The 23,089-nt window shown below is 65.8% G+C and carries 21 protein-coding genes; 18 read left to right on the forward strand and 3 right to left on the reverse strand.

Features of this window, described 5'->3' with window-relative positions:
* The first annotated feature begins 232 nt into the window (after nucleotides 1-232).
* Both EEB15_RS02325 and EEB15_RS02330 read left to right on the forward strand, forming a co-directional pair.
* Entirely contained in the window at nucleotides 233-1,606 is a 1,374-nt protein-coding gene (locus EEB15_RS02325) for an alpha/beta hydrolase domain-containing protein (protein WP_158289966.1), read from the forward strand.
* A 17-nt stretch (nucleotides 1,607-1,623) separates the two neighbouring features.
* Nucleotides 1,624-3,420: a carboxylesterase/lipase family protein gene (locus EEB15_RS02330; protein ID WP_141507903.1), complete on the forward strand. Its 1,797-nt coding sequence runs from the start codon at nucleotides 1,624-1,626 to the stop codon at nucleotides 3,418-3,420.
* A 27-nt stretch (nucleotides 3,421-3,447) separates the two neighbouring features.
* On the opposite strand, the gene EEB15_RS02335 is transcribed toward EEB15_RS02330, so the two are convergent.
* Complete coding sequence (locus tag EEB15_RS02335) at nucleotides 3,448-4,443, reverse strand: helix-turn-helix domain-containing protein (RefSeq protein ID WP_141507904.1); 996 nt, start codon at nucleotides 4,441-4,443, stop codon at nucleotides 3,448-3,450.
* Nucleotides 4,444-4,614: 171 nt separating this feature from the next.
* On the opposite strand from EEB15_RS02335, the gene EEB15_RS02340 reads away from it, so the two are divergent.
* The 12 genes from EEB15_RS02340 (at nucleotide 4,615) to EEB15_RS02395 (ending at nucleotide 17,141) form a co-directional block, all read left to right on the forward strand.
* Nucleotides 4,615-5,148, forward strand: coding sequence for a 2,4'-dihydroxyacetophenone dioxygenase family protein (locus EEB15_RS02340; RefSeq protein ID WP_141507905.1), 534 nt, complete (start codon nucleotides 4,615-4,617; stop codon nucleotides 5,146-5,148).
* Nucleotides 5,149-5,153: 5 nt separating this feature from the next.
* Nucleotides 5,154-6,212, forward strand: coding sequence for a 2,3-butanediol dehydrogenase (locus EEB15_RS02345; RefSeq protein WP_141507906.1), 1,059 nt, complete (start codon nucleotides 5,154-5,156; stop codon nucleotides 6,210-6,212).
* Between the two features lie 121 nt (nucleotides 6,213-6,333).
* On the forward strand, nucleotides 6,334-7,923 hold the full coding sequence (locus EEB15_RS02350; protein WP_141507907.1) for a GMC family oxidoreductase: 1,590 nt from the start codon (nucleotides 6,334-6,336) through the stop codon (nucleotides 7,921-7,923).
* Between the two features lie 38 nt (nucleotides 7,924-7,961).
* Nucleotides 7,962-9,464, forward strand: a complete 1,503-nt coding sequence (locus EEB15_RS02355) for an aldehyde dehydrogenase (protein WP_141507908.1) — start codon at nucleotides 7,962-7,964, stop codon at nucleotides 9,462-9,464.
* 36 nt (nucleotides 9,465-9,500) lie between these two features.
* Nucleotides 9,501-10,397, forward strand: a complete 897-nt coding sequence (locus tag EEB15_RS02360; RefSeq protein ID WP_370283287.1) for a transporter — start codon at nucleotides 9,501-9,503, stop codon at nucleotides 10,395-10,397.
* Nucleotides 10,398-10,410: 13 nt separating this feature from the next.
* Nucleotides 10,411-11,661: an ABC transporter substrate-binding protein gene (locus EEB15_RS02365; RefSeq protein WP_141507909.1), complete on the forward strand. Its 1,251-nt coding sequence runs from the start codon at nucleotides 10,411-10,413 to the stop codon at nucleotides 11,659-11,661.
* A gap of 18 nt (nucleotides 11,662-11,679) precedes the next feature.
* A complete protein-coding gene (locus tag EEB15_RS02370; protein ID WP_141507910.1) occupies nucleotides 11,680-12,537 on the forward strand; it encodes a branched-chain amino acid ABC transporter permease in 858 nt (285 codons plus the stop codon).
* Nucleotides 12,534-13,541 (forward strand): branched-chain amino acid ABC transporter permease, encoded by a 1,008-nt coding sequence (locus tag EEB15_RS02375; RefSeq protein ID WP_141507911.1) that lies wholly within the window; start codon nucleotides 12,534-12,536, stop codon nucleotides 13,539-13,541. Before EEB15_RS02370 ends, EEB15_RS02375 begins: the two co-directional genes overlap by 4 nt.
* The gene (locus EEB15_RS02380) at nucleotides 13,538-14,242 is read left to right on the forward strand and encodes an ABC transporter ATP-binding protein (protein WP_141507912.1); all 705 of its coding nucleotides are present in this window, start codon (nucleotides 13,538-13,540) and stop codon (nucleotides 14,240-14,242) included. Before EEB15_RS02375 ends, EEB15_RS02380 begins: the two co-directional genes overlap by 4 nt.
* 6 nt (nucleotides 14,243-14,248) lie before the next feature.
* Entirely contained in the window at nucleotides 14,249-14,950 is a 702-nt protein-coding gene (locus tag EEB15_RS02385) for an ABC transporter ATP-binding protein (protein WP_141507913.1), read from the forward strand.
* Nucleotides 14,951-14,992: 42 nt separating this feature from the next.
* On the forward strand, nucleotides 14,993-15,973 hold the full coding sequence (locus tag EEB15_RS02390; protein WP_141507914.1) for a Bug family tripartite tricarboxylate transporter substrate binding protein: 981 nt from the start codon (nucleotides 14,993-14,995) through the stop codon (nucleotides 15,971-15,973).
* An 874-nt stretch (nucleotides 15,974-16,847) separates the two neighbouring features.
* A complete protein-coding gene (locus EEB15_RS02395) occupies nucleotides 16,848-17,141 on the forward strand; it encodes a DUF4148 domain-containing protein (protein ID WP_141507915.1) in 294 nt (97 codons plus the stop codon).
* A 207-nt stretch (nucleotides 17,142-17,348) separates the two neighbouring features.
* Here the strand turns inward: EEB15_RS02395 and EEB15_RS02400 are convergent, their stop codons facing one another.
* Together EEB15_RS02400 and EEB15_RS02405 are read right to left on the reverse strand one after the other, a co-directional pair.
* Nucleotides 17,349-18,326 (reverse strand): helix-turn-helix domain-containing protein, encoded by a 978-nt coding sequence (locus EEB15_RS02400; protein WP_141507916.1) that lies wholly within the window; start codon nucleotides 18,324-18,326, stop codon nucleotides 17,349-17,351.
* 31 nt (nucleotides 18,327-18,357) lie between these two features.
* A complete protein-coding gene (locus tag EEB15_RS02405) occupies nucleotides 18,358-19,167 on the reverse strand; it encodes an IclR family transcriptional regulator (RefSeq protein ID WP_141507917.1) in 810 nt (269 codons plus the stop codon).
* Nucleotides 19,168-19,260: 93 nt separating this feature from the next.
* Between EEB15_RS02405 and EEB15_RS02410 the strand changes: the two genes are divergently transcribed.
* The 4 genes from EEB15_RS02410 to EEB15_RS02425 are packed head-to-tail and all read left to right on the forward strand — an operon-like array spanning nucleotide 19,261 to nucleotide 23,072.
* Nucleotides 19,261-20,217: an MBL fold metallo-hydrolase gene (locus EEB15_RS02410; RefSeq protein ID WP_141507918.1), complete on the forward strand. Its 957-nt coding sequence runs from the start codon at nucleotides 19,261-19,263 to the stop codon at nucleotides 20,215-20,217.
* 4 nt (nucleotides 20,218-20,221) lie between these two features.
* Nucleotides 20,222-21,859 (forward strand): FAD-dependent oxidoreductase, encoded by a 1,638-nt coding sequence (locus tag EEB15_RS02415; protein ID WP_141507919.1) that lies wholly within the window; start codon nucleotides 20,222-20,224, stop codon nucleotides 21,857-21,859.
* A gap of 14 nt (nucleotides 21,860-21,873) precedes the next feature.
* Nucleotides 21,874-22,089: a DUF2783 domain-containing protein gene (locus EEB15_RS02420; RefSeq protein ID WP_141507920.1), complete on the forward strand. Its 216-nt coding sequence runs from the start codon at nucleotides 21,874-21,876 to the stop codon at nucleotides 22,087-22,089.
* A 17-nt stretch (nucleotides 22,090-22,106) separates the two neighbouring features.
* Nucleotides 22,107-23,072 (forward strand): tripartite tricarboxylate transporter substrate binding protein, encoded by a 966-nt coding sequence (locus tag EEB15_RS02425; RefSeq protein ID WP_141507921.1) that lies wholly within the window; start codon nucleotides 22,107-22,109, stop codon nucleotides 23,070-23,072.
* The last annotated feature ends 17 nt before the right edge of the window (nucleotides 23,073-23,089 follow it).

Below are 23,089 nucleotides of genomic sequence, written 5' to 3' on the forward strand. Positions count from 1 at the left end.
TCGTCGCTGACTGCCCGAACGGGCACTGCGAGTTGACCCACAGCGCACTGGGCACTGCTTCCCTTGAAGCAGGCCGGCAGCTCGCTGACCATCCGCTCCGCATAGAACAAACAGGAGACAGATGGTGGAGACGAGCACATTGCGTTTGAACAGGCCGGCGATCCTTTCGCTGGCGCTATTGGCGGCCATTGCAGTTCAGGGCTGCGGGGGCAGCGGATCTGAAGCGAATGCCGTGCCCGGTCCACCCGCCGCGGCACTCACCGAAGTGAAGGTCGCTGGCACCACGCCGATGTCAGCGACGCCCGTTGATCTGGCTGCGGCTGGCTATGTCGCGCGGGAGTTCTATGCCGAGGGCAAGGCCAACCGCTATGCGGGGGTAGGAGGCGGCGCACCGGGCTTTGCAGGAGGCGCCTCGCTGCAGACTGCGACGGTCCTCGATGGAGGTTGGGCGTACCGCACGCGAGTGATGGTGAGGACGCCGGCGCGCGAGAAGTTCAACGGCACGCTCGTCGTCGAGTGGACCAACGTCACCGTCGGAGCCGACTTCGAGTTCGCAAACGCGGAGGCGTCGAAGTACTTGCTGCGCGAGGGCTACGCGGTGGCTGTCGTGTCGGCGCAGCGCGTCGGCGTCGAGAGACTGAAGACATGGAGCCCGACGCGTTATGCGGGGCTGTCAGTGGACGTGAACGCGTGCGGTGCCGACGGTACGCCCGCCACCACCGGCACTTCGCTGTGCGCCGGCGACCCGCTGTCGTTCGACATCTTCACGCAAGTCACTCAAGCGCTGAAGCAGAACGCAGGCGGAAGCAGCGCGCCCATGCCCGGGTTGGTCGTTGAAGACGTGATCGCCATTGGCCAGTCGCAGTCTGCCTTTCGGCTGCAGAGCTACTACAACTCGATCCAACCGCTGGCCGGCGTGATCAACGGCTTTGCCTACTGGGACATGTCGAATCAGTTGCGTTCGGATCAAAGGGTTCCGGCGATCAGCGTCCAGTCCGAGGCGTTTGCCGTGCTCATCGGCCAGTGGACGACGTCGGAGTTCACGCGCAGGTGGGATGTCGCCGGCTCGACGCACGCATCGCTCTACGGGTCGCAATACATTGACGCGATCGTCGCTCGCGATCAGTCCATCATCGGCCCGGCGGGACCGATCTCGTTCACGCAATGGGTACAGCCGACGTGCACTACGCTGCCACCCTTCACCACGGTGGATGTAGGACTCGTGTTCAGCAACGCGATCGATGCCGTGCGCCGCTGGGTCAGGACCGGCGCGCCGGCAGCGCCCTCGATCAACTTCGAACGCGATGCCTCAGGCGCGTTGGTCCGTGATGCCGATGGCAGGGTCTTGGGTGGAATTCGCCTGGCCCAGTTCACTGCACCCATAGCGGAGCAGAAAGCGCCGAATGGAACGGCGTTCCCGTGCAGCATTTCCGGATGGCATCGCGACTACACGCCTTCGGAGCTGAAGAGCATCTACGGCGACCATGGCAACTACGTTGCACAGGTCACCAATGCAATGGTCAAGGCGGCCACGGACGGCTACATCCTCGCGGCCGACGCAGTGGCGGCGATTCGCGATGCCGAGAATTCGGACGTGGCGAAGTAGTGCCAGTGCAAGCGACGATGAAAAATGCTTTGCAGGGTGTCGATCTCGCGTCGCGCCGCCGTATCGCATCCGGCCAACTCGTTGGCACGCGAGAAGCGGGCGGTGTCCATGCGTGGCGTGGCATTCCGTACGCGACGCCACCCACGGGCCCCTTGCGCTGGCGGGCACCGCGGCCCGTCGCGCCGTGGAGCGGTGTTCTCGAGGCCCGCGCACACGGCTCGATGGCACCTCAATACGCCGACCTGCTGGCCGGTGTGCCGGCAAAAGAACGCGGCAAGATCGCGGGTGATGAAGACTGCCTGACGCTCAACATCTTCGCGCCCGTTTTCGAATCCGAATCCATCCCCAGTGGCGCTCAACGCCGGCCCGTGATGGTCTGGATCCACGGCGGCGGCAACTCGGTGGGCACCTCGGCCACCTACGATGCAGCGCGCAACTACGCCATCCACGATGGCATGGTGGTCGTCACGGTCAACTACCGGCTCGGCGTGCTGGGGTGGTTCGCGCACCCTGCATTGCACGAGGCCGGCGACGCAACGCCCGAGGAACGCTCCGGCAACTTCGGCACCCTCGACCTGATTGCCTCGCTTCGATGGGTGCAGGACAACATCGCGGCCTTCGGAGGCGACCCCGGCTGCGTGACGATTTTCGGCGAGTCGGCCGGCGGGCAGAATGTGCTCACGCTGCTGGCGAGCCCGTTGGCCCAAGGCTTGTTCCACCGTGCGATCGCGCAATCGCCGGTGGCCGAGACGTTCAGCGTCGACCGGGCCGTCAACTGGACCGACGACGCGAATCCGGGCCATCCCGACAGCGCGTTCGAGGTCACCGCACGGCTGTGGGTCGCCGAGGGCAGGGCACCCGACCGCGAAAGTGCGAAGAAGCAACTCGCGACCTTGCCGGCGGCGGACATTGGAGCTTTTCTGCGCGCGCTCAGCCCAGCCCGGCTGATAGGTACTTTCACTCCCGGCAGCGTTGGCATCTACCGGGCTCCAGGTCCGGTGCGCGACGGTGTCGTGCTGCCTCGCGAGCCGTTGGCCGGAGTCTTCGCCTACGGCCCATGGAACCGCGTTCCGGTGATTCTTGGAAGCAATCGCGACGAGTTCAAGACCTTCAGTGCGGACAAGCCTGAGCACTCTCGCCTGCTTTTGGGAAAGCTGCCCGTGCTGCGCGACCGCCGCGCCTATCAGGTCGAAATGAAGTACATGTCGCTGGCCTGGAAGGCGCTATTCGTCGATGCCCCCGCGGATGCAATGCTGGCGGGCGGGCACAAGGAAGTGTGGACCTATCGTTTCGATTGGGACGAGGCACCCGCCGTGCCCTTCGTCCGGCCGGACCTGCTTCTTGGCGCGGCGCACGCCATGGAGATGGCGTTCGTCTTTCGTGACACGGCGGGCGAACTCGACATCTTCGGCGTCAATACGCCGTTCAATCTTCGCGGCAGGCGCGTGCTTGCCCAAGCGATGGGTGATGCATGGACCAGTTTTGCACGCACCGGCGTACCGGCGGTGCCAGACCACGAGTGGCCGCCGCGCACGACCGAGGAGGGACGGCCCGATTGCCTGCTCTTCGACACCGCCCGCGACGGCGGCATTCGCATGGCGCGGCTCAGCGCAGAGATGGGGGCTGTCAAGCAAGCGCTGCGAACGGATTCGCAGGCCGAGCCCGCCAGCTTGCGCTGCCAGATCTACGCTCGTCTCTTCGTATGGAACCCACTGTTCGCTGGCCATGGCAACGCACGCGAGTACGAGCTTTGGTGCCGTGAATTTGGCTGCGCTGTTCCAGCCGCGCGGTTCCGGCCACTTCTTGAAGTTTGATGGCACGCCGGTGGCGCTTTGCTTGACTTAGCCGATGTCGGCGCAACTCGCTCGATGCTGCGTCGGAGTGATTCCGTAACGCTGCTTGAACTCGCGGGCGAAGTGCGCCTGCGTTGAAAAGCCGCACCCCAACGCAGTGTCTCCGATCGACCGCGAGTTGGTGGGGTCGGCGAGTTGCCGATGTGCCAATGCCAGGCGTTCCTGCCAGATCCACTTGGTCAGGCTGCAGTTGTGCTTCTCGAACACGCGGCTCAGGTTGCGCAAAGACATTGCCATGTGGCAAGCAACAGCCTCCGCGTCCAGCTCGGGGTCCGTGAGGTGTTCGGCGATGAATCGTTCGGCCCTGAGCAGGCGTAGGGCCAACACATCGTCACCTCGCGGTGTCTCATCCAAGGACGGCCGCAGCAGCAAGCGCAACCTCGCGCGAATCTCATCCTGCACGGCGGCCGCGATGTCGGCGCGTGGGTTGCCGATGAAACCGAGGACGCGGTCACGCAGGGGTTGGGTCAGCATTTGCCCCGCGCGCAGGCCACCATCGATCTTGAGCACCGAGGCCGGTAGGACGCGGTCGCCGGACTGGAACAATTCATCTGCCTTGACGTCGATCATCAACTGGCGCATCGGCCGCGAAAAGCCATACAGATAGGGTTTGTCGGTCCCATAGATGATGAGGTCACCGCTACGCACGAGAGTGCAGCAGCCGGCCTGATAGAAGAAGGCTTCGCCTTCCAGCAGCAGGCATGCGAACAGCGAGTCCTTCGGATGCCGGCGAACGATGGGCATCGTGCGTTCCACGACGTGCTCATTCCCCACGATGTCGGCTATCCGGAGCGCCCCGAGGTCGAAGTTGCGTTCCCGCGCGTGGAGGCCTTCCTCGGCGAATGTGGAACACCGCAGGCCCACCAGTACGGACGCGTTGTACGAATCCCAGTAGCGCAGGCGATCGCGCGGCGGAGCGAAATCCGTCGAACCTTCGTTGAAGGGGACAAGGCGATCCTGTCCGGTGGTGAGTGCTCGCTGCATGGGGAGGCGAACTCATGTTAGCAGTCGTGCGGCCTGGGTCAACTTCGGGTGATCGGGAAATTCCCTCGCCCGCGTTGCATTGTCCAGGCAAGGCAAACACCTCGTCCGCGTTGGAACAGCGGCTTTGGCCGGCTGGCGCGAAGCTCGCCCCTTGTACAACTTTGCAAGGAGATGAGGATGAAAGCCGACGCCGAATTCTGGCGGAGCATTGCCCCGATCGCCGATGTGTTCAAGCCGGATGCGCAGCCCGAGGTGCACATCGCCAATGCGGCGACCGACGATCTGCGCTACTACGTGCCGTTCAGCGAAACCGTGTCGTCGCGCCCGCTGTGGATTTCTCCCAGTGCCAACAAGTGGGCCGATGTGCTCCGGGCCGACAAGCCCGGGCTCGTGAACCGCCACTACCACCCGCATGAGGTCTTCGCGTACACCATCTCCGGCAAATGGGGCTATCTCGAGCATGACTGGATCGCCACGGCCGGCGACTTCGTGTACGAGACGCCTGGTGAGGGCCACACGCTGGTGTCGTATGAGCACGCTGACCCGATGCGCGTGTTCTTCATCGTCAAGGGCCCGCTGATCTGGCTCGACGAGAAAGGTGCATCCGTCGGCCACTTCGACGTGCACGACTACATCAAACTGTGCCGCGAGCACTACGAGAAGGTCGGCATAGGCGCGGGCTACGTCGACACGCTGTTTCGTTGAGCGCGATGAAGGCATTGCGTTGGCACGGCCCACGGGACCTGCGCCTGGTGGAATTGGTGGAGCCAGTGTTGGAGACGGGCGAAGTACGCATCAGCGTGGCCTATTGCGGCATCTGCGGGAGCGACCTGCATGAATACGTCGACGGCCCGCATGCGATTCCTGTCGACTGCCCGCACCCCATCTCACGCCGGCGCGCACCCATGACCCTCGGTCACGAGTTCTGTGGCACGGTGGTGGAATCCGCCGACCCGGGCGTGCGGGCAGGCACGCGCGTGGCGGTCGAGCCCGAGTACCGCTGTGGACACTGCGACTACTGTCGCATGGGCCAGTACAACCGCTGCGTTGACATGGGTTTCGTCGGCCTCATGGGCGACGGTGCGTTCGCTGAAACAGTGGTGGTGCCGTCGTATACGGTTCATCCCCTTCCCGACGAGGTCAGCTACGTCCAGGCTGCTGCATTCGAGCCCGCAGCCGTGGCCCTGCACGCGGTCCGGTCGAGCGGATTGCGCGCGGGCGATGCCTGTGCGGTGTTCGGCATGGGCCCGGTGGGCCTGCTCACCGTGGCCTTGCTGCGCCAGTGCGGTGCCGGCGAGATCATCGCCGTCGATGTCGATGCCCATCGGCTGGCGCTCGCCGGCGCGATGGGCGCCAGCCGAGTCGTCGACGCGACGCGCGAGGACAGCACAAGCGCGGTCTTAGCTGCCACCTCTGGTCGAGGCGCTGCGATCGCGTTCGAAGTGGCGGGCGAGCAGGGCACGCTGGACGGGGCGCTCGCGTGTCTTCGCAAAGGGGGTGAGGCGGTGCTCGTCGGCTTGATGGGGAAAGCCCAGGTCGACATCTTCGACATCGTCAACCGCGAGTTGCGGCTCACGGGAAGCGTCGGCTACAGGGATGTCTTTCCGACGTTGATCGCATGGACCGCCGCAGGCCGCATCGACCCTTCGGCGATCGTCACCCGAAAAGTCCCGCTCGCGCAGGCCGTGCCACACGGTTTTGACGCACTACTTGTCGACAAGGGCCAGGTGAAGGTCCTTGTCTCGCCAAATGACTACCTGACCGTCTGAGCTCGAATGCCCGAGCGGGTACTGCGAATTGACTCACAGCGCACAACGCGCGTGTTCCCTTGAAACACACCGGCCGCTCGCCGACCATCCGCTCCGAGTAAAGCAATAAAGGAGACAGACGTTGGACACTCAAGTCGTCGACTACATCGTGGTCGGAGCCGGCTCGGCCGGATGTGTGATCGCGCACCGCCTGGTCAAGGCGGGCCACTCGGTGATGGTGCTCGAGGCCGGCCCGACCGATGCGAGCAAATTCGTGAAGATGCCTGCGACGTTCGTGCGTGTCATCGGAACCGAGCGCTCGTGGGTCTACGAAACCGTTGCCCAACCCCATGCCAATGGCCGCAAGATGTACGTGCCGCAAGGGCGCATGAACGGGGGCGGCAGTTCGCTCAACGCGATGGTCTACATCCGCGGCGCGGCGGCGGACTACGACGCGTGGGCCGATGCCGGCTGCGATGGTTGGGGCTGGAAGGACGTGCTGCCCGCGTTCAAGCGCGCTGAGAACAACATGCGCTTCTCCGGCGAGATGCATGGCACCGATGGGCCGCTGCATGTCAGCGACACGAAGTACCGCCATCCCCTGAGCCTGGCGTTCTTGAAGGCCGCGCAAGAAGCGGGCCTTCCCTACAACGACGATTTCAACAGCGGCAGCCAGGACGGCGTCGGTTTCTACCAGACCACGACGATCAACGGCTCACGCGGCAGCACGGCAGCGACATACCTGGCCGCGGTTCTTGGCGACCCGAAGCTCACTGTGGTCAACGGCGCCCATGTGCTGCGCGTGACGATCGAAGGCGGCAATGCGACGGGCGTCGAATACCGCCGCAGTGACGGCAGCACCGTGAAGGCGCGTGCCAACCGCGAAGTCGTGCTGAGCGCGGGTGCGCTGGCATCGCCGAAGCTACTGCAGGTGTCGGGCATCGGCCCCGCTGACCTGCTGCGCGACCTGGGCGTCACGGTGCATCGCGATCTGCCCGGCGTGGGTGAGAACTTCCAGGACCATCTCGAGATCATCGCGCACGGCCGCTGCAAGGAACCGATCAGCCTGCTCGGGCAGGACAAGGGTCTTACGGCCTTGAAGCACGGCATCCAGTGGGAGCTGTTCAAGACGGGCCTGCTCACATCCAACGTGGTGGAGAGCGGTGGCTTTGTCGACACAGCCGGGACAGGTCGTCCCGATGTGCAGTTCCACGTGCTGCCCGTGCTGGTGGGCGATGTGGACCGTCCGATGCCAGAGGTGCATGGCATTTCCATCGACCCCTGCTTCCTGCGCCCGAAGTCGCGAGGCCGCGTTCGGGCCATCAGCGCGAACGCGATGGACCCGGCGCAGTTCGATGGCGGGTTTCTGTCGGAGCAGGAAGACACCGATACGCTCGTGCGCGGCCTCAAGCTGGCCCGCCGCATCATGCGGATGCCTTCGCTGCGCAAGGTCGTTGCCGAAGAGCTCTATCCAGGCCCCCAGGAGCACATGCCCGACAGCGAACTGGAGCAGTTCGTGCGCCAGTACGCCAAGACCGTCTATCACCCCGTGGGCACCTGCCGCATCGGGAACGACCCGTTGGCCGTCGTCGATTCCCAACTGCGCGTGCACGGCGTCGGCCGTCTGCGCGTGTGCGATGCGTCGGTGATGCCCACCATCTGCAGCGGCAACACCAACGCGCCCACCATCATGATCGCCGAGCGCGGCGCCGAGTTCATGCTCGGCCGCTGAGCGGTGCGAGTTTCTCTTCCCCCAACCCATCCCGCACCATGAACCCCAAAGACCTTTCCCAACAGGAGCTGGCACGCATCAGCTTCCTTTCGCGGCGCAGCTTCGGCAATTTCATCGACGGCGAGTTCCGCGAATCCCGCAGCGGCAAGCGCATCGATGTCATCGATCCGGCTTCGGAAATGATCGTGGCCGACACGCCCGACAGCGACCAGGGCGATGTGGATGCCGCCGTCGCCGCCGCGCGCAGGGCGCTGGAAGATTCGGCTTGGTCCCGCATGCGCCCAGCCGACCGCGAGCGCGCGCTGTTCCGCCTTTCGCAACTGATCGAAGAGCACGGCGACGAGCTGAGCGCGATGGAGACGCTGCAAAGCGGCAAGCTGCAAGGCGTCGCACGCATGATCGACGTGGGTTTCTCCGCCGAGTTCGTGCGCTACATGGCAGGCTGGGCCACCAAGCTCGAAGGCAGCACGCTGCAGCCTTCGATCCCGTTCCCTCCGGGCGCCCGCTACCACACCTACACGCAACGCGAACCGGTGGGCGTGGTCGGCGCGGTGGTGCCCTGGAACTTCCCCTTGGCCATCGCGCTGTGGAAGATCGCCCCGGCGCTTGCGGCCGGCTGCACGGTGGTGCTCAAGCCCTCGCCCGAAACGCCGTTGACCGCGCTGCGCCTGGCCGCACTCGCGCTGGAAGCAGGCATCCCTGCCGGTGCCTTGAACGTCGTGTGCGGCGGCAGTACAGCTGGCGCCGCATTGTGCGCACATCCCGGTGTCGACAAGATCAGCTTCACCGGCAGCACCGCAACGGGGCGAGCCATCGGGCACACCGCCGTCGACCGCATGGCGCGTTTCACGCTGGAGCTCGGCGGCAAGTCACCCATGATCGTTTTGCCCGATGCAGATCCTGCCGCAGCCGCGGCCGGCGCCGCCATGGGCATCTTCTTCAACCAGGGCCAGGTCTGCGCCGCGAGTTCGCGGCTGTATGTCCACCGCAGCCTGTTCGACCAGGTCGTGAACGAGGTCGCACGCCAGGCAGAGGGAATGCGTATCGGCTCGGGCTTCGACGCCGCCGCGCAGTTGGGGCCCGTCGTCTCGCGCAGGCACTTCGACCGCGTGATGGGTTTCATCGACGGCGCGCGTCGCGAAGGCGCTACGGCCCTGACCGGTGGCGCCCGCGCACGCGATGCCGGCTGCTTCATCCAACCGACCGTGTTCGTCGACGTGAATCCCGGCATGCAGGTCGTGCGCGAAGAGGTGTTCGGCCCCGTGCTGGTCGCCATGCCGTTCGACGACGTGGAGGACGCCATCCGCCAGGCCAACGATTCACCCTTCGGGCTGACCGCCAGTGTGTGGTCGAACAACCTCTCGGCTGTACACCGGATCATTCCTCGCATCAAGGCCGGAACGGTGTGGGTCAACACCCACAACCTGCTCGACGCGAATTTGCCCTTCGGTGGCTACAAGCAAAGCGGTTTCGGCCGTGACCTCGGCCGCGCGGCGGTCGAGTCCTACACGGAACAGAAGAGCGTCTGCATGTCGGTCTGACGCACCGGCTCAATCTTAAAAAACTGAGGAGACAACATGAGAAAAATGGGAACGCCCACCGCGGCTGCGGTGTTGGCGCTGGCTTGTATCGCGTCCGTGGCGCAAGCCGGCGAAGGCGGCGGCTCCAGCTACAACGGCGGAGTCGAGAACTTCATGGCGGGGGCGGCGCCGCCCCCCGGCTTTTACGTGCTGGAGTACGGCAATGTCTATCACGCCAGCAAGCTGAAAGACAACGCGGGCAATGATGTGCCGCTGCCGACGTTCAAGGTCGGGGCCGTTGCCGCAGCGACCCGCTTCGTCTGGTCCACGCCAACCATCATCGGCGGTGGCAACGTGATCTGGCATGCGATCGTGCCCATCGTGAACCTGGACGTCGAGGTGCCGGGCGCATCGCAGAACAAGACGGGCCTGGGCGACATCACGTTCGGTCCGGCGCTGTCGTTCCACCATTCCCCCAATTTGCACAGCGTGCTCGCGCTCGACTTCGTTGCGCCCGTCGGCAGCTATCGCAAAAACGACCTGGCGAACATCGGACGCAACTATTGGTCCGTGCAGCCGCTGTACACGATGAGCTACCTCGATAAGGCCGGCCTCAATGCCGACTTCAAGCTCACCTTCAACTTCAGCCGCCGCAACTCCGATACCGACTACCGCTCCGGCAACGAGGTCTATCTGGACTATTCCGCCGGCTGGGGCATGGGCAATGGCTGGGTGTTGGGTGTCGGCGGCTATGCGATGCGCCAATTCTCCGACGACGAGAGCGCCGGCGTCTCCTTGCCCGGAAGCAGGGGGCAGGCCTTCGCGATCGGCCCCTCCCTGAAGTACGACAACGGCAAGGGCTGGTTCATTACGGCCAAGTTGCAACGCGAGATGTCTGTGCGCAACCGCCCCGAAGGCAGCGCGCTGTGGATCAAGAGCACCGTTCCTTTCTAACCCGGAGATCACCATGAAGCAGATTTTCAAGACAGTTCTTGTTGGCGCGGTCCTGGTGGCCGCCGGCAGCGCGATGGCGCAAGGCAAGCCCGTTTGCGGCCTCAACAATGGCAAGGCGGCCACGGGCGAGCCGATCGCGGTGGGCGCCGTGGTCGGCAAGACCGGCCCGGACGACTTCAGCGCCTCGGCGCTGGCGGCCCAGGCGTACTTCAAGTGCGTCAATGCCAACGGCGGCATCAACGGCCGGCCGATCGAGTTCACGATCGCCGATGACCAGTGGAATCCCGAAGTTGCGGCCCAGGTCGCGGCCAAACTCGTGAAAGACCGCAAGGTCGTCGCGATGGTGGGTAGTTCCAGCTTCGTCGAGTGCGGTGTCAACGGCAAGATGTACGCCCAGGAAGACGTCATGGTGATCGCCGGCGTCGGCGTGCCGCGCGAGTGCTTCTTCGCGAAGAACTACGTTCCGGTGAATGCCGGGCCGCGCGTTTCCGCCACCGTCGCCGCGATGTACGCCGCACAGCAATACAAGGCCAAGCGCATGGTGTGCGTGATCCCGAACATTCCGAGCCTGGGCAACTGGGCCTGCGACGGCGCGAAGGATTGGGGCAAGGTGAACGGTGTCGAGGTCGACGTGATCACCATCGACCCGGGATCGCCTGATGCAACGTCAACGATGCTGCAGGCCGCGGCGAAGAAGCCGGACGTCATCGTGCTCAACGTTCCCAAGGGCATCATGGTGCCGATGCTGGCGGCTGCGGAACAGCAGGGTCTTGCCAAGAAGATTCACTTCGTCAGCAGCACGCCCGCCTACAACTTCGACGTGCCCAAGACGATCGGCCCGGCATGGAATGGCAACTTCGACATCCACCTGGAGTTCATGCCCGTCGAGTCCGCAGGCAAGGACAACATGAACTGGAAGGCGACGATGGAAGCCTTCGCCGGCAAGAACGATCCGCGCGACTCTTTCGCGCAGGCGGGCTACCTGGCTGCGCGGATCGCGACCGAAGCGCTGCTCAAGCTCGATCCGAAGAAGATCGACCGCGCGACTGTCAGCACGGCGCTGCGCAACGTGAAGGGCTTCCAGAGCGACATCCTGTGCCGGCCGTTCTACGTCGGCACCGGTCCACGCCACAACGCCAACAGCTCGGGCCCCATCGCCCAGGTCAGCGGCAACGGCTTCAAGCAGGTGAGCAACGGCTGCCTGATGGCCGCGGACCCGGAACTGGCCGACCTGCGCGCGCAGGAAAAGCAGATGGGCCTCTGATCCCAACTCGGAACCGCCATGTCTGAAATGCTGCCCTTCCTGGTCTCCGGCCTCGGCGTGGGCGCCGTGTACGCGATGTCGGGCGTGGGCCTGGTGGTGCTGTACCGCTCGTCGGGGGTGCTGAACTTCGCGTTCGGCGCGCTCGGCGCAATCGCCGCGTACGTGGCGTGGTCGGCGCTGGACCATGAATGGCCGCTGGCGCTGGCCGCGCTGGCGGCAGTCTTCACCGCCGTTGCGATCTCTTTCGCCTACGGCCGCTTGCTCGCGCCCGGCCTGGCGGAAAGCGACCCGACGGTGCGCTCGGTTGGCACGCTGGGCCTCGCGCTGGTGCTGCTCGGGTTCACCGAGTGGTTCTGGGGCGAGCAGCCGCGCCGGCTGGTACTGCCGACCGACAGCGGGGCGATCGAGCTCGCGGACGTGCGCCTGACCTACACGCGCGTCGTGGGCTTGGCTCTGGCCATTTCGATGATGACGGCGGTGGGCCTGCTGTTGGCGCGCACCCGCATCGGTCTTGCCATGCGCGCCTTGGCCGACCAGCGCGGACTGAGCGCCATCCTCGGCATCCGCGTGCTGCAGGTCGATACCGCGGCCTGGGTGATCTCAGGCGCGTTCGCGGGCGTCTGCGGCTTGCTGCTGGGCAACATCGTCCGGCTGCAAGCCACCGTGCTGACCTTTCTCGTGATTCCTGCGTTCGCCGCCGCCATCATCGGCCGCCTCTCTTCGTTGCCCGCGACTGTTGCCGCGGGCCTGGCAATCGGGATGCTGGAGGCCGTCGCCGTGCTGGTGCCCGGATTCTCGCCATTCAGGACAGCCACTCCCTTTCTTATCGCGCTCGCCGCCATCGTGTTGTGGCGCGACGCCTCCCGCAAAGCATGACTCCCGATTCTGTCCGGCTCGAGCGGCGTGCCGCCCGCCTTTCGCTCGTTCGCATGGCGCTCCTCGTGCTTGTGCTCGGCGCGCTGCTGCCGTGGATAGCGAACGCGTATTGGGCCAAGACACTGACCTCTTCGCTGGCACTGGCCATCGCTGCCGCGGGCGTGGCCTTGCTCTACGGCCAGCTCGGCCTGGTGAGCCTGTGCCAGTACGCCTTGCTGGGTGCGGGCGGCTGGGTCGCGCTGCGTGTGGGCCATGGACTGCAGTGGCCGTTCGAAGCCTGCGTGCTCGCGGGTGGGCTGTCGGCAGGAGTCCTGGGAATGCTCGCCGGACTACCGGCCTTGCGCTTGAAGGGCCTCTACTTGGCGCTGGTCACGCTGATGCTCGCCGGGGGCTTCCAGGTGGTGATCAGCGCCACGGGGTTTCCCGACGGCGGCCCGGGTTGGCTCGGACGCATCGCCGGCAGTGAAAGGCTGGTGATGCCCCGGCCCGCGATCGCGCAGGAGGAGGGCGCTTACCTCGCCTACGTCGCGGCCTGGCTGGCGACCATGCTCACCGTGATCGAGCTGCACCGCCGCACGCGCGCCGGCCGATCCTGGGCGCTGATTCGCCGGGGCGAAGCAGTCGCCGAGGGCGCGGGGGTCAACGTGCTGCTCTACCAAACATGGGCCTTTGGTCTCGCCGGTGTCTGCGCCGGCGTGGCGGGCGCGCTGCTCGCGGGCGCGGTAGGCCAGCTGGACGGCCGCGCTTTCGCGGCCAGCGAGTCGGTGATGCTCTTTGCGCTCACGCTGATCGGCGGTGCCTATCATTGGGCCGGCGCGCTGGTGGCCGGGCTGCTCCTGCGGGCAGTGCCGTCGTTGCTGGTCGACCTCGGCGTGAACGGTTACCTCGCCATGATCTTCTTCGGCGCGGCACTGCTGCATGCCCTCATCACGGCGCCGCGCGGTCTCGCCGGCCAGTGGATGGCGGCATTCGCCCGCGTGCGTGCGCGCAGGAGAGCGCCATGATCGACATCCGTGGGCTCACCGTCGCTTTCGGCCCCGTCACCGTCATCGATGGGCTCGACGCGGTGTTCGACGCACCGGTATGCGGGCTCATCGGCCCGAACGGCGCGGGCAAAACGACGCTGGTCAATGTGCTCAGCGGTTTTGTTCCTGCCAAGGCCGGTGAGGTGCGCATCAACGGGACGTCCCTTCTCGGCTTGAACACGGCGCGCCGAGTCCGCCTCGGCCTTCGCCGCTCTTTCCAGACCGAGCAGGTGGTCGAAGACCTCAGCGCGTGGGACAACGTGCAGGCCATGCTCGATCACGTGCCGCATTCGCTTGTGGACGCCCAGCGGCAGGTCTATCGCGCGCTGGAGCACACCGGCTTATTGGACTGCGCGGCCACGCCTGGCGGAGAGCTGGATCTGTTCCGGCGCCGCATGGTCGAAGTGGCGAAGGCGCTGGTCGGCAAGCCGCGGCTCATCCTGTTCGACGAGCCGGGCGCCGGGCTGGACGAGCGCGAATCGCGCGTGCTTCGCGACGCTATCGCCGCCATCCCTGAACAGTTCGGCGCACAGGTCGTGCTGATCGACCACGACGTGGACCTGATCGCGAACCTGTGCACGCAGACGCTGGTGCTCGACTTCGGCAAGAAGCTTGCGCTCGGGCCGACGCGCGCCGTGCTCGACGACCCTGCCGTGCAACGGGCCTATCTAGGAAGCTGACCCGCGATGCTCGAAGTTCGTCAACTCCACATATCCCGCGGCGGCAAGCCCGTCGTCCATGGCGTCGATCTCGACGTCGCGCCCGGCGAGATCGTCGCCATGCTCGGCCCCAACGGCGCCGGCAAGTCCAGCATCGTGCTCGCGCTGGCCGGTGCCATCCCGCGGTCGCAGGGGAAAGTCCGCCTGGGTGACCTGACGCTGGATGGCCTCACGCCCGATGCGGTGCGCCGCGCGGGCCTCGCCATCGTGCCCGAAGGCCATCACGTGCTCGGCAACCTCTCTGTCCACGACAACTTGCGTGCCGCGGCCATGGTGCTGCCGGCCAAAGAAGTCGAGTCTGCGATCGAACGCGTGCTGGTCACGTTTTCCGAGCTGAAGCCGAGGCTGGAACATCTCGGGCGCTCGCTCTCCGGCGGGCAGAAGCAGATGGTCTGCATGGCACAGGCACTGCTCGCGCGGCCTCGCATCCTCGTCGTCGACGAACTGTCGCTTGGCCTCGCGCCCTTGGTGGTCAAGCGGCTGGCCGACGTCTTGCAGAGCGTCGCGGCGGACGGCGTGGGCGTGTTGCTGATCGAGCAGTTCACCACGCTGGCGCTGAGGCTGGCCCAACGCGCTGTGGTCCTGCAACGGGGACGGACCGCGTGGTCAGGCCCCGCGCAGACGCTGCGCGACCAGCCCGAAATTCTGCAAGCGAGCTATCTGGCCTGACCGAGAGATCAGTTTTCATACGAACCACCAGGAGACCGAGACATGCCCACCCGCCGGAAATTCGCGAGCCAGCTCGCAGGGGTCGCAGCCTTGACCGCTGCCCCCTTTCACTACGCGCATTCGCAGAGCATTCAGCTCGCAAAGATACTCGTTGGCTTCCCGCCGGGCGGCGCGACCGACACGGTCGCACGGCGACTGGCCGAGAAGATGCGGGGCAGCTACGCCAACACCGTCGTGGTGGAGAACAAGCCGGGCGCGGCGATGCAGATCTCCATTTCGACGCTCAAGGACAGTGCGCCCGACGGGAGCACCTTGTTGCTGTCGCCCACCGCGCCGTTTTCCATCTATCCCTTCACCTACCGCAAGCTTCCTTACGCCCCTGAGGACGTGCTGCCGGTTTCGTCGGTTTGCTCGTTCGCGTTCGGCTTGGCAGTCGGGCCCGCAGTGCCTTCCAACGTTCGCGGCATCAAGGACTTCCTCGCCTGGTGCAAGGCCAATCCGGGCAAAGGCAACTTCGGTTCGCCGGCGGCCGGTTCTACGCCGCATCTGCTGGGCATCCTGCTGTCCAAGCTTTCAGGCACGGAGTTGACTCACGTCGGCTACCGCGGAGATGCGCCCGGCCTGCAAGACCTGATGGGCGGCCAGGTGTCTGCCTATTCGTCGACGGTGGGCAGCTTCCTGCCGCACCTCAAAAGCGGCAGGCTTCGAATCATTGCGGTCTCCGGGAAGGGTCGAAACACGTTCGTGCCTGATGTGCCCACGTACCGTGAGCAGGGATACCCGATCACCGCAACGGAATCGTTCGGCTTGTTCCTTCCGGGGAAGACTCCGCAAAATGTGGTGCGCCGGGCAGCTGCGTACCTTCAACCCGTCTTGGCGCAGCCAGATGTCGTCAGTGCGCTGGGCGACGTCGGCATGACGGCGAAGTCCAGCACCCCGCAAGACCTGGCCGACCTCATCAAGGCCGATACCGAAGAGTGGCGCCGGCTGATCAAGATGATCGGATTCACGGCGGAGTCTTGATGCCAGTGTGCGCTCGTCCACCGGGGCGGCAACGCCGTGCATGGCCGGGCCGCGGCGCGATGGCTACGGCGTCCGGCATCGCTTGCTTTCGCAAGCTCCTGCCGGAGTCCCCGCGCTGAACGGTCTTGCGGCCCCGCGCAAAACAACTCACTCCGCCTTGCTCCGTTCAAACAAGTTTTGCGAGCATGAGACGGTCGCGTCGCAAGCGACGCTGGGCCGCAAGACCGTCCACCGCGGGCGCCTGGGCTTTATTCGCGCCGCGGCCCGGCCATGCACGGCGTTGCGGTGAGTGAGTGGCGTTCCACTGGGGCTCGCCGATGTTGGGGCGGACCCGTGAAGCGTTGGCACTCCACCGGTGGCGCGCCTCGATGGTTTGCGAAGCTGTGCGTGGGCGGGCTGCGGCGCGAATAAAGCCCAGGCGCTTGCGGCGGGTGACTCCGCGACCCAGCACGGCTTCAGCCGTGCGACCGTTTCATGCTCGCGGCACCTGTTTGAGCCCGGAGCGAAGCGCAGGCGAGTTGTGCCGCGCGGGTCGCGGGGTCTCCCGGCGCAAGGAATTCGGCAGGAGACTCGCGAAGCGAGCGATGCCGAACGCCGTAGCCATCGCGCCGCAGCCCGCCCACGCACAGCTTTGCCGCGCGGCCTCAGAACACCAAAAATGAATTCGGAGTCATGGATTGCGGGTCAAGCCGGCAATCACAGCTGTCAAAGGCCAGCACGCATCGCGTGCTAACTCTCAGCTAAGCCAACGCTAAGCCTCGCCTAAATGGCGGCGCCTACAGTTCATTCACGGTTGATGCTGAAGACAAACAAAGACACCAACCGCAAATTTTTTCAACCAAGTCTCTCTTCGCTCACTTTGAAAGGTTCCATCATGAACACCAAGTCCATCCTCGCCGTCGCCGCTTTCGCCGCCATCGCTTCCACCGGTGCTTACGCCGACGAAGCCGACTCGTCGCAATTCGCAGTCAAGTTCGAAGGCAACCGCACCCGCGCTGAAGTCGTCGCCGAAGCCTCCACCGTGTCGGCCACCCGCAGCACCGAGCCGGCCGGTTCGCGCATCGCCGCACCGCTGAAGTCCGGTACCGACGTGAAGGTCGTGCGCGCTCAAGCCGCCGAGGCCGTGCGCCTGGGCCAGATCTCTTTCGGCGAAGCCCGCCCGCTGTAAACAGCGCCGCATTCCTCCAGAGAAACAAAAGCGCTCCTCGGGGCGCTTTTTGCGTTGGGGCGCAACGAACTTAGAAAGCGATGGTGAGCGCCGCGCCGCAGCCCGCCCACGCACAGCTTTGCCGTGCGGCCTCAGAACACAAAGACAGGGTCATGGATTGCGGGTCAAGCACGCGATGACAGCCCCGGGGGGCGGCGCGAGCGGCGTTTACTGAAGCACCGCGCTGCGCCGCGAAGCGACTGCCGATCGCTGGCATTCGCCCGGCGTCACGCCGTACTGCTGTTTGAAAAGGCGGCAGAAGTGGGCGCTGCTCTTGAACCCCCAGGCATAGGCGATCTGCGCTGCGGATCGACCCGCGTTGGCCTCTTGCGTGAGGGCGCCGTGGCAGCGCTCGAGCCTTGCTTGCCAGATGTGCCGCTCGAGGCCGACTGTGTCGTCTTCGAAGACCTTGTGCAGATAGCGCTTGGAGCAGCGCAATGCATCGGCGATGCCTTGAATGCTTAGGTCTGGATCACTGATGTGCGACTGGATGTACTGGCGCACGCGCAGCTTCAAGACGGACGGCAGGGGCACCGGCTCGTCGGTGCGGCGGAAGCTTTCGGTGAGGGTCGAGGCCAGCAGGCCCATCACCGATTCGCTGATCGCCTGGCCGGTGCCATCGGGAAGGCTGGGCAATTGCTCGCTGAGGGCCCGCAGGTACGTGCCGAAAACGCCATGCAGCCCCGCCACATTGCCGTGGCCCGTTTGCCCTGCGAGCGGGCCGGAAAGCTTCAGCCCCGAAAGCAGGGTGCGCGGTACCTGGGTGACGAACAGGCTGCAACGTTCGGGGTTGGTGATCGCGTACGGCGCGCGGGGGTCGTAGAGAATCCATTGGCCTGGCGAAAGGTCGACGCGGCAGTTCTGCTGCTCGACGATTCCATGCCCGGACACCTGCAGAACGAGCTTGTAGAAATCGTCCGTCGGGAGATCGCCACAGGTGCTGTCGCGCTCGACGTGATGCGCCGGCGCCGTGATGCTGATCATGCGCAGGGCGCCAACTTCGTAGGCACTGAGGGATGCATCGAGCGGCGAGTCGCTCAGGCTGGAAACCCTCAGCCGGCCGAAGTACCGCGTGTTGATGCTGCTCCATGCGGCCGCACGCTCGCAGACGAAAACACGGTTGGTGGACCAGTGGTTGTTGTGCATGGTGATCTCCAGGGATCGGGAACGAGGCGGGCTATGTCGCCGGGCGGTGGCCCAGCTGCGTGGATATCTCCGCCGCCGCGCGCTTGACGGCGACGGCCATCGGCGACGACCAGGCGGAGGGCACGTGGTCCTGGTGGCCGAGCACGGTGATGACCAGCGCCGCTTCGCCGTCATGGCCGAACGCCGGCGCGCTGAAGGCGTTGACGCCGGGGATCGGGCGGCCCACCGCACGCGCGCAACCGTGGTTGGCCAACTCGTCGCGCGCAGGCTGCAGCTTGGTGCGCAGACTCGCCGCGCTCACGCGAGCAGGCGCGCTGTTCGCGCCCAGCGCATCGCCGGCCAGCGCGTCGGCGACGCGTTCCGTGCGCAGCACGCCGGCGAATGCCCGGCCGGTGGCCGTGTCGAACATCGACATCACCGTGCCGGCGCGCATCGTCACGTGAAGCGGCTGGCGCGCGTCGATCATCCTGATCACGGTGGGGCCGAAGTTGCCCCAGACCGCAAGCGCCACGGCTTGCCCCGTCTCGGCGGCGAGCGCCTCGGCAACCGGACCGGCGGCGCGCACGGGGTCGTATTGATGAAGGGCGGTGAGACCGAGCTGAAGGGCCGCGGGCCCCAGCGCATAGCGGCCACTGGCGGTGTCCTGGTGCACGAGGCCCAGCCGGCCATAGCTCACGAGATACGGGTGCGCGCGCGAGGGCGGCAGCGCCGCGCTCGCAGCCAGGTCCTTCAACGACATCGGCTCCAGCCGGTGGGCCAGCGCCAACAGCAGGCGCCCGCCCACCTCGACCGATTGAACGGCTCGCTGGGCCTTGTCGCCCGCATCTTCTTGTGTCTCCATGGATGTGCATTCTGACAAATTGATTTGACAATAGCAAATCAGCCCATAAAATGCAAACGCGTTAGTCAATGACAAATTCCATTTCGAATGCCCATGAACACAAAGACCTTTGCCAGCCACGCCGACACGCAGGAGAAGTCGGTCACCTTCGAACAGCTCTCCGAACATGCGTGGGCCTACACGGCCGAGGGCGACCCGAACACGGGGATCGTGATCGGCGACGACGCGGTTCTGGTGGCGGACACGCAAGCCACGCCGGCGATGGCGGCCGACGTGATCCGGCGGATCCGCGAGGTCACCGACAAACCGATCAAGTACGTCGTGCTCACGCACTACCACGCGGTGCGCGTCCTCGGCGCTAGCGAGTACCGCGCAGAACAGGTGCTGGCCAGCCAGGACACCTATGACCTGATCGTCGAGCGCGGCGAGGCCGACAAGGCGAGCGAGATCGGCCGCTTTCCGCGTTTGTTCCGCGATGTGGAGAGCGTGCCGGCCGGCTTGACGTGGCCCACCATGACGTTCACCGGCAAGATGACGCTCTGGCTGGGCAAGCTGGAAGTGCAATTGCTCCAGTTGGGTCGTGGCCACACCAAAGGCGACACGGTCGTCTGGCTTCCGCAGGAGCGCACGCTGCTCTCGGGCGACCTGGTCGAGTTCGACGCAACGCCCTACGCGGGCGACGCGTACTTCAGCGACTGGCCGCAGACGCTGAGCAACATCGCGGCGCTGGAGCCGTTGGCCTTGGTCCCCGGACGAGGCCCGGCGCTCAAGGGTGCTGACCAGGTGAGACAAGGTCTGGACTCGACACGCGCGTTCGTCTCGGATGTTTACGCCAGCGTCAAGGCGGGCGCCGCCGCCGGCAAGGACCTGAAGAGCGTGTACCGCGAAACCTATGAGAAGCTCAAGCCCACCTACGGCGACTGGGTGATCTTCGACCACTGCATGCCTTTCGATGTGACACGGGCCTATGACGAGGCCACGCAGTATCGGGACCCGCGTGTGTGGACGGCTGAGCGCGACCGCCAGATGTGGGAAACGCTGGAAGGTTGAAGCGATGTCCCTCGCGTATGACAGCGGCGGCGCCGCGATCCAGAGCCACGCGTTCGCGTACCAGCGGCATCCGGACCAGGATGCCGCCGCACCGGCACGTCACCCCGTCGTGGTGGTCGGCGCCGGCCCGGTCGGCCTGAGCCTGGCGATCGACCTGGCCCAGCGCGGCCAGCGCGTGCTGCTGCTGGACAACGACGACCGCCTTTCCACCGGATCGCGCGCGATCTGTTTTGCCAAACGCACGCTGGAAATCTGGGACCGCCTCGGCGTGGGCGACGCCATGTGCGCCAAGGGCGTGGAGTGGAATGTGGGCAAGGTCTTCTTCAAGGACGACCTGCTGTATTCCTTCAACCTGTTGCCTGAGCCCGGCCACGAGCGGCCCGCCTTCGTCAACCTGCAGCAGTACTATGCGGAGGCGTACCTCGCGTTGCGCGCCGCGGAGCTGCCGAACATCGAGATTCGCTGGCGCAATACGGTGGCCGCGTGCGAGCGGCAGCCCGAGGGCGTGCTGCTCGGCATCGACACTCCCGACGGGCGTTACAACCTCATGGCCGACTACGTGGCCGCCTGTGACGGATCACGCTCGCCGCTTCGTGCGCTGCTCGGAGAGGAAAGCAAGGGCCGTGTGTTTCGCGACCGCTTCCTGATTGCCGACGTTCGCATGGCAGCAGACTTCCCGGCCGAGCGCTGGTTCTGGTTCGACCCGCCGTTCCACCCGAATCAGAGCGTGCTGCTGCACCGCCAACCCGACGGGGTGTGGCGCATCGACTTCCAGCTCGGCTGGGACGCCGACCCCGAAGCCGAGAAGCAGCCCGAACGCATCAAACCCCGCGTGGACGCGATGATGCGTGCGGCGCTCGGTCACGAAGTGCCTTTCGAGTTGGAGTGGGCGAGCGTCTATACGTTCGCGTGCCTGCGCATGGAAAGCTTCGTGCACGGTCGCGTGTTCTTCGCGGGCGATTCTGCGCATGGTGTGTCGCCTTTCGGCGCCCGCGGCGCCAACTCCGGCGTGCAGGATGCCGAAAACCTGGCCTGGAAGTTGGACCTTGTGCTGCGCGGCGCCGCACCTCCCGCACTGTTGAACACCTACGGGGCCGAACGCGAATACGCGGCCGACGAGAACCTGCTCAACTCCACCCGCGCCACCGACTTCATCACGCCCAAGAGCGCGATCTCGCGCCTGTTTCGCGATGCTGCTCTGGACCTCGCGCGCGCGCACCCATTCGCACGGCGCATCGTCAACAGCGGCCGGCTCTCGGTGCCGGCGACGCTGCACGGCTCGGTGCTCAACACGCCGGACTGCGACAGCTTTGCCGGACCGATGGTCCCGGGCGCACCGGCTTCGGACGCGCCGTTGGGCGACGGTTCGTGGCTGCTTCGCCAATTGCCCGGCCAGCACTTCTCGGCGATCTTGTTCGGCGCCGGCACCAAGGCGGCCGGCCTCGTTCACGCCGGCGCGCAAGGCATCGCACCCATCCAGGTGCTTTCCCTCCCGGCAGACGGCGCGGCGGCCGAACGCTACGACGCCAAGCCGGGCACCGTCTACCTGCTGCGCCCCGACCAGCATGTGTGCGCCCGGTGGCGCTCGCCCAATGCGCAAGACATCGCCGCGGCGCTGAAGCGTGCGCTGGCACAGAGCTGAGGAGACGCGAAGCCATGCCACTGACGATCGATGCGAACCTCGATTCCGCCGACTCCTTCTACGAAGCGCTCATCGACACCCACCGCGACCTGGATGAAGCACAGAGCCACGCGTTGAACGCGCGCCTGCTGCTGCTGCTCGCCAATCACATCGGGCGGATGGACGTGCTGCAGCAAGCGCTGCAAGCCGCGCGCGACAGCGCCCGCCCCACGCCGCAACCGCAACCCTGACACCACTGGAGACAACCATGACCGCATTCAATGCGCGCCGCCGCGCGCTGGCCTTACTCGCCCTGGCCGTCCCGCTCGCCAGCCTCGCCAATGACAAACCGATCGAGTGGGTGGTTGGATACGCCGCCGGCGGCGGCAGCGACGTTGTCGCTCGCACCGTGGCCGAGCAGATGGGACGCACGCTGGGCCGCGCCGTCATCGTCAACAACAAACCCGGCGCGGCCACCAACATCGCCGCCGACTACGTCGCCAAGTCGAAAGACTTCGGCAACGTCATGCTGACCGCCGACTTCGCGACGCTGGCGGCCAACCCGGCCCTGTTCGCGAAGCTGAGCTACAACCCCGAGAAGGACTTCGTTCCTGTCGGACTGCTGGCGCGCTTTCCCCTCATCCTCGTGGTGCCGGAAAAGTCCCCTGTGAAGAACTGGAAGGAGTTCGTCGCCTGGGCGAAGGCGGCGCCGGAAGGCGTGAACTACGCGTCGGCCGGTCTCGGCAGCCCGCACCACCTGGCGACCGAACTGCTGCGCGAGCGTTCCGGCCTGAAGTTCACGCACGTTCCCTACAAGGGCGCAGCGCCGGCGGTGCAAGACCTCATGGGCGGCCAGATTGCGTTCGGCCTGATGGACAGCGCCAGCGTGCAGCAATACATCGCCGCGGGCAAGCTGCGCGCGATCGGCGTGGCCAGCGGCAAGCGGCTCGCCACCTTTCCGCAGATTCCGACGCTGGCCGAACAGGGCGTTTCCGGCTTCGAGGCGTATGCGTGGCAGGGATTGGTGGTGCCTGCGGGCACGCCCGCACCACAGGTGGCCCAGCTCGCCCGGGCGCTGCAGCAAGCGCTGGACTCGACGCCGGTGAAGGCGCGTTTCCAGACGCTCTCGCTCGAAGCCCTGCCGGGGACTCCCGCACAGATGACGGCGTTTGCCAAGGCGGAGCGCGAACGCTGGGGCAAGCTGATCCGTGACAACGGCATCCGGCTGGATTGACGACGCCATGGCCTCGC

Origin of the sequence: Ramlibacter sp. WS9, from assembly GCF_003797765.1 — a bacterium.
Taxonomy (GTDB): domain Bacteria; phylum Pseudomonadota; class Gammaproteobacteria; order Burkholderiales; family Burkholderiaceae_C; genus Ramlibacter.

Coding starts and splice junctions, on each gene's coding strand:
- EEB15_RS02330 (WP_141507903.1), top strand. CDS start 1,624: ATGAAAAATGCTTTGCAGGGTGTCGATCTCGCGTCGCGCCGCCGTATC.
- EEB15_RS02335 (WP_141507904.1), bottom strand. CDS start 4,443: ATGCAGCGAGCACTCACCACCGGACAGGATCGCCTTGTCCCCTTCAAC.
- EEB15_RS02340 (WP_141507905.1), top strand. CDS start 4,615: ATGAGGATGAAAGCCGACGCCGAATTCTGGCGGAGCATTGCCCCGATC.
- EEB15_RS02345 (WP_141507906.1), top strand. CDS start 5,154: ATGAAGGCATTGCGTTGGCACGGCCCACGGGACCTGCGCCTGGTGGAA.
- EEB15_RS02355 (WP_141507908.1), top strand. CDS start 7,962: ATGAACCCCAAAGACCTTTCCCAACAGGAGCTGGCACGCATCAGCTTC.
- EEB15_RS02360 (WP_370283287.1), top strand. CDS start 9,501: ATGAGAAAAATGGGAACGCCCACCGCGGCTGCGGTGTTGGCGCTGGCT.
- EEB15_RS02365 (WP_141507909.1), top strand. CDS start 10,411: ATGAAGCAGATTTTCAAGACAGTTCTTGTTGGCGCGGTCCTGGTGGCC.
- EEB15_RS02370 (WP_141507910.1), top strand. CDS start 11,680: ATGTCTGAAATGCTGCCCTTCCTGGTCTCCGGCCTCGGCGTGGGCGCC.
- EEB15_RS02375 (WP_141507911.1), top strand. CDS start 12,534: ATGACTCCCGATTCTGTCCGGCTCGAGCGGCGTGCCGCCCGCCTTTCG.
- EEB15_RS02380 (WP_141507912.1), top strand. CDS start 13,538: ATGATCGACATCCGTGGGCTCACCGTCGCTTTCGGCCCCGTCACCGTC.
- EEB15_RS02385 (WP_141507913.1), top strand. CDS start 14,249: ATGCTCGAAGTTCGTCAACTCCACATATCCCGCGGCGGCAAGCCCGTC.
- EEB15_RS02390 (WP_141507914.1), top strand. CDS start 14,993: ATGCCCACCCGCCGGAAATTCGCGAGCCAGCTCGCAGGGGTCGCAGCC.
- EEB15_RS02395 (WP_141507915.1), top strand. CDS start 16,848: ATGAACACCAAGTCCATCCTCGCCGTCGCCGCTTTCGCCGCCATCGCT.
- EEB15_RS02400 (WP_141507916.1), bottom strand. CDS start 18,326: ATGCACAACAACCACTGGTCCACCAACCGTGTTTTCGTCTGCGAGCGT.
- EEB15_RS02405 (WP_141507917.1), bottom strand. CDS start 19,167: ATGGAGACACAAGAAGATGCGGGCGACAAGGCCCAGCGAGCCGTTCAA.
- EEB15_RS02410 (WP_141507918.1), top strand. CDS start 19,261: ATGAACACAAAGACCTTTGCCAGCCACGCCGACACGCAGGAGAAGTCG.
- EEB15_RS02415 (WP_141507919.1), top strand. CDS start 20,222: ATGTCCCTCGCGTATGACAGCGGCGGCGCCGCGATCCAGAGCCACGCG.
- EEB15_RS02420 (WP_141507920.1), top strand. CDS start 21,874: ATGCCACTGACGATCGATGCGAACCTCGATTCCGCCGACTCCTTCTAC.
- EEB15_RS02425 (WP_141507921.1), top strand. CDS start 22,107: ATGACCGCATTCAATGCGCGCCGCCGCGCGCTGGCCTTACTCGCCCTG.